The sequence below is a fragment of the Petrachloros mirabilis genome, assembly GCF_975968855.1.
Window position 1 is genome coordinate 1 of the sequence record NZ_CDLUDY010000256.1, and the last position, 4731, is coordinate 4731.

Consider the following 4731-nt stretch of genomic DNA (forward strand, 5'->3'; position numbering starts at 1 on the left):
ATCCCTGCCCCTGCGGTTCGGGCAAGAAATACAAGAAATGTCATGGGGCGTGAACTAGGATCGCTGCGCCCGCCTCTCTCCCCACACGCCAATTCGACCATTCTACATCTCACGACTGCTTAGCGTCGAAACTAGTTCCGTTCTTTGCAATGCACAAACGGAACGTCGGACATCGACGCCACTTGCCTATGGCAAGCCGCAGTCGCTCGATAGAACGGTGCCCGAATTGCCGCAATGGTCGCGAGATGGCGCAGCGTCCCTCATAGGTAAGTGTGAAGAGCGAACGCCTCAATTCACATCCCTTCCAGCCAAGCTAAAGGGATGGATGAAGTCAAAGGAAGAACCGCAGCCGTTCGCCAGAATGGTGCCCGATTTGTTCAGCAGGTCGCGCACATGGCACAGGGATGACTGGTTGTGCGGTGAAGAAGATGCCCGAGCCTCTCCGATTCGCAACATAAAGACTAATGCGCCTGATAGGGCAGAGGAGAAGATCTGTCGCAATCGCCGCAGTTTCTTTCCGATCCGACCTGCGGTTTAGGAATTACCCCTGACCCAAACACAGACAATATAACCCCACAAGACACCACAACTGAGGGCTCCGCCGACATGGGGCGAGATGGGGACTAGCTTGTCCTGTCCTGGCAGCAGCGTGGTAACAGACGAGGAGTAGGTATCCCTGTTTTCAGTACAGCCGAGCCTATACTGATCGCGTATTGGATTGTTAAGGATTTCGTGGCAGTGTGGCTGCATCGTTAGCCGGGTACTCGCCGACGTAAATAAAACCGAGCCTTGCATTTCCTGCACTGCCAAGGATACTTGCCTATCAAACGGAGAAAGAAATCGTGCAAGCCGTGTCGCCCCACACGGGCACACTCCGAAGAATTGCAATAGGGACACCTCATCTAAAGAGAAAACGAAGTTTGGAGGCCTCGGTTACTAGCTCGATCACTGGCTTGAACAGATACATGAGCGAACACTCTTCATGCTGGAGATGCTCTTGACTGGTCGTCAATTGCGAGCAGCCGTTACCCTAACAAGACAGGACACGATTTAGCCGTAAGACTGAGTCGCGGAGTTCAGCTTATTGCTGCCGATACCGCCGCCAGGCCGCTAACCCCAGGAATCCCAGACCGAAGGCCAATGCCGTTCCCGGTAGCGGAACGCTGTTGATCACCGTTGTCTTTTGAACAGGCCCGCTCGTGGGAGGTGGTCCGTGGTTATCGGAGCTATGGCTGAAGGGATTGAATCCCATGCCATAGGATAACCCAGGTACGGCGAGGATAAACGCCAATGCGGTTAACCGGACGAAATTCATACCTCTACTCCTCTAGTTCGCTCCCGAATGGTGACGCAACACATCATTACACTAAAGCAGCAAGTTGCTTTCCACATTTGCCGACGGCATCCAGAAGGCCAATGAAAAATTCCTTGAAAGCGTAAAAGTCTCTTTAAAAACTGAAAGTTGAACTCCCCTTCATTTGGTCCTACAACTCATTTACCTGTGGAGCGAGCAAGTCGAAACGAGCGAGTCCGCACACCGCATACGGTGCGAAAAGACACCTATCCCTGTGAAACTGTTGGCTGGGGAATGCCATGCGTAAATTGACTCTCCTCTGTTAAAGAGCCTGCTTCAGGGGGGAGACGAAGTACGGTGCCCGAATTGCCGCAATCGCCGAATGAATCGCACAGCACTTCTTATTGAGGAAAGAGTGCGCAAAAGTGCAGGCAGCAGATTCTCGGACAGCTTTTTTGTCGATCACGACCCTTAATCCTCAACCGAACCAGTACCCTCGAATGCAGCCATGCCGAAAGGCCGTACATCGTTCTCCAGCGCTTGGAACTGATCGCTGCTGACAAAATGTTCTGCATTGTCACGGAACGCCTTGTCGATTTTGTCCAATTGTGAGGGACTTATCTTCGACGCAAGTTGTCTACAAGTTGTCTAATTGTGTCCGCTCGTTCGTTGAGGTACCGAAGGAACTGAATTGGCAATGAATTGTTCCCAGGCTCAATGGTCCCCACTTTGGCACGAACCTGTGATCCTTGCCACCTGTTAGGATGTTCTTCTCGGATGAAGCCGATAATGATGAATCGCCCCAACTTAGAGTACGCAAACATCGTTGTCTTGCCTCGTGCAAGGTCCATATCAACCACGCGCATCAGATAACGATTAATGGCTGGTGAGACTTCGCTTGAAGGAAACGTGAAGGAGGCGATCTCCTCAAAAGGGATTAGGTGCTGACGATAACTCCCTGGGTGGGGCCGCTGTCCGAGAAGGAATTCTTTCCAGGCGGTTCTTGCTCGATCAATTCGCTCGACCTCTTCAGGGGTGTATTGTTCCAAGATTGTCGTTTCGGTCCGATAGTATTCCAGAACTCGCCAGGAGAGTGAGACACAGAAATGTAGGAGCCACTGTTCGTAATTAAATCGCCACTGCTGTCGATTTGTACAGGGATAGAATATCTTTTTTGAAAAAGCTGTCTCCGACTGACCAAAGCGCTCCTCGCAGGAATTACAGAGCCAGTAAAGCTTGAGCCCGTCCTGTATCCGCACATTGGGAGATGAGCCCCGCCTGATATGTCCACCGCCAGAGCTTTCACGTAACCAGCGAATGGCGAAAGCTGGCAGAATGTGGCTTTGTCGTAGCGTGGATTCACTTCCACAAAGTCTGCACGGATTCGCAGGACTCATTCCAGCTCCCTAGAGAACATGAACTATAGGATCATTAGGAATTTTGGCTAACTTATCATGCCACACATGGTTTCATCGGTTTCTCCGCTATTGCTGTCTCTTCGAGAAGTGGGTGCAGAGCGGAATCCGCGCCGATTCTCGACCTACCGGTAACTCGGGGCCCTTCCGCCAATTGGCAGGGCTCGCTGCATCCTCCCTCCCATTGCCCCCTCCTTGGGAGGAGCTCGCTGGTTCTCGTTCTTGCGAATCGCGAAGGCTCGGGTACCACATGCTCCTTCATCTCCCCACTCCCTAAGAGGCGGAATGGCAGCGCCTTGTGAGCGACCTGTCGGCACTTCTGGTTACCGTTCTGCCAAGCCATCACGGCTCGCTGAAAACGAACCGCGCGCTGCCATTCCCCCTGATTCTGCCTTGACTTAGCACCGCCCCCAAGGCTACTCTACGCCACTTTTGGCCCTAAAGCGGATGGGTAGAGTCTACCCATTGGTTCTTGGTGTCACTTTTTCAATTTTTTGAGGCATTTACGGAGTCCTTGTGAGCACCGGGCATCCTGAACTCGTTGCTGTCATTGCGTCCGAGATCGCTTCTTCGGGCCCCATTCCCTTCGTCCGTTTTATGGAATTGGCCCTCTATCACCCTCAATACGGCTACTACATGCGCCTGCAGGAATCCGGGGCGGAACGGATCGGCTGGTCCGGCGACTTCTACACCAGTTCCGACGTCCATCCCATTCTCGGGGAGGCGCTGGCAAAACAGGCGAAGCAGGTTGACAGGCTCCTCGGCTGTCCTGGTCCCTTTACCGTGGTTGAAATGGGTCCGGGGAAGGGCCTCTTGGCCCGCGATTTCTTCACCGCAATCGAGCGCCACCAGAGTGCTCTCCGTCACCGGCTTCGCTACGTATTGATCGAACGCAGCCCGGCCATGCGGAAGTTACAGGAGGAACAGCTCAGACCTTGGCTCACCCATCCGGGGCAAATCACCTGGTTGGAGGATGTGGCGAGCCTTGCGCCGGAAAGTGTGACCGGTTTCATGTTCAGCAACGAACTGCCTGATGCCTTCCCGGTCCATCGCATTCAGGTGGTGGGGAAAGAATTTCAGGAAGTCTTCGTGGACTTTCGAGATGGACAGTTTGTGGAATGTCTTGGCCCGTTGTCACAGCCGGCGTTGTCCGAGTACATCCAACGGCTCAGGCTGGAATTGCCCGATGGCTATCGGACGGAAATCAATCTCAAGGCCCTCGGATGGATGAAGCAGGTGGCGGCGAGCCTCAACCGAGGTGTCGTCATCACGATCGACTATGGCCATGCGGCTCAAGATCTCTATGGCGCTGATCGCTCCGGCGGAACCTTGCTCTGTTACCACTCCCAGATGACCTCAGAAAATCCGTATGAACGGGTCGGACTTCAAGATATGACGGCACATGTCGACTTCACCAGCTTGGCGATGACGGGAGAGGACGCTGGATTATCCGTTACAGGCTTCACGAATCAGATGAGTTTCTTGATGGGGCTGGGTGTCGAAGAGATGATCGGCCGCCTCGAACCGGAAAGCCCGCAATTCTTTGCGGCCATCCATCTCCTGAAACCCGAAGGCATGGGCCGCACCTTCAAGATCTTGGTTCAGCACAAAGGAATAGAACGGCCGGAACTCGACGGTTTGGCCTTCAAACCGTTTTTCGGGTCAGCCTTGACTCAACCGACTGCGGCATAGCCGACGAGGTGCCATGGGGAACGAAGCTGCACCGCTGAATTATCTGCCGATTCTCCTTTTTATCGGCATCGCCATCGTCTTCGGCGCGGTCTCGCTGCTTGCCGGCTGGCTCGTAAGGCCAAACCGGCCTTACCGCGCCAAACTGAATCCCTATGAGAGCGGTAGCCCGCTGTTTTCCGATGCCCGCATTCAGTTCCCGATGCGGTACTACATCATCGCGATGCTCTTCGTGATCTTCGATATTGAAGTGATCTTTATCATTCCCTGGGCGGTGCGCTTTCAATCGCTCGGCCTCCTGGGTCTGGTGGAAAATGATGAGAAGATGAGGAA

General features: G+C 53.7%; 4 protein-coding genes. 3 read left to right on the forward strand and 1 reads right to left on the reverse strand.

Going from position 1 to position 4731, the window contains the following annotated elements; all coding sequences use genetic code 11:
• Positions 1-53: SEC-C metal-binding domain-containing protein (locus tag ACWVCN_RS10850; RefSeq protein WP_455245710.1), on the forward strand; the 53-nt coding region annotated here is incomplete at its 5' end.
• A 1028-nt stretch (positions 54-1081) separates the two neighbouring features.
• On the opposite strand, the gene ACWVCN_RS10855 is transcribed toward ACWVCN_RS10850, so the two are convergent.
• The gene (locus tag ACWVCN_RS10855; RefSeq protein WP_455245705.1) at positions 1082-1315 is read right to left on the reverse strand and encodes a PEP-CTERM sorting domain-containing protein; all 234 of its coding nucleotides are present in this window, start codon (positions 1313-1315) and stop codon (positions 1082-1084) included.
• A 1910-nt stretch (positions 1316-3225) separates the two neighbouring features.
• On the opposite strand from ACWVCN_RS10855, the gene ACWVCN_RS10860 reads away from it, so the two are divergent.
• Together ACWVCN_RS10860 and ACWVCN_RS10865 are read left to right on the forward strand one after the other, a co-directional pair.
• Positions 3226-4401, forward strand: a complete 1176-nt coding sequence (locus ACWVCN_RS10860) for a class I SAM-dependent methyltransferase (RefSeq protein WP_455245706.1) — start codon at positions 3226-3228, stop codon at positions 4399-4401.
• 13 nt (positions 4402-4414) lie between these two features.
• A partial coding sequence (locus ACWVCN_RS10865; RefSeq protein WP_455245708.1) for an NADH-quinone oxidoreductase subunit A occupies positions 4415-4731 on the forward strand: 317 nt, incomplete at its 3' end.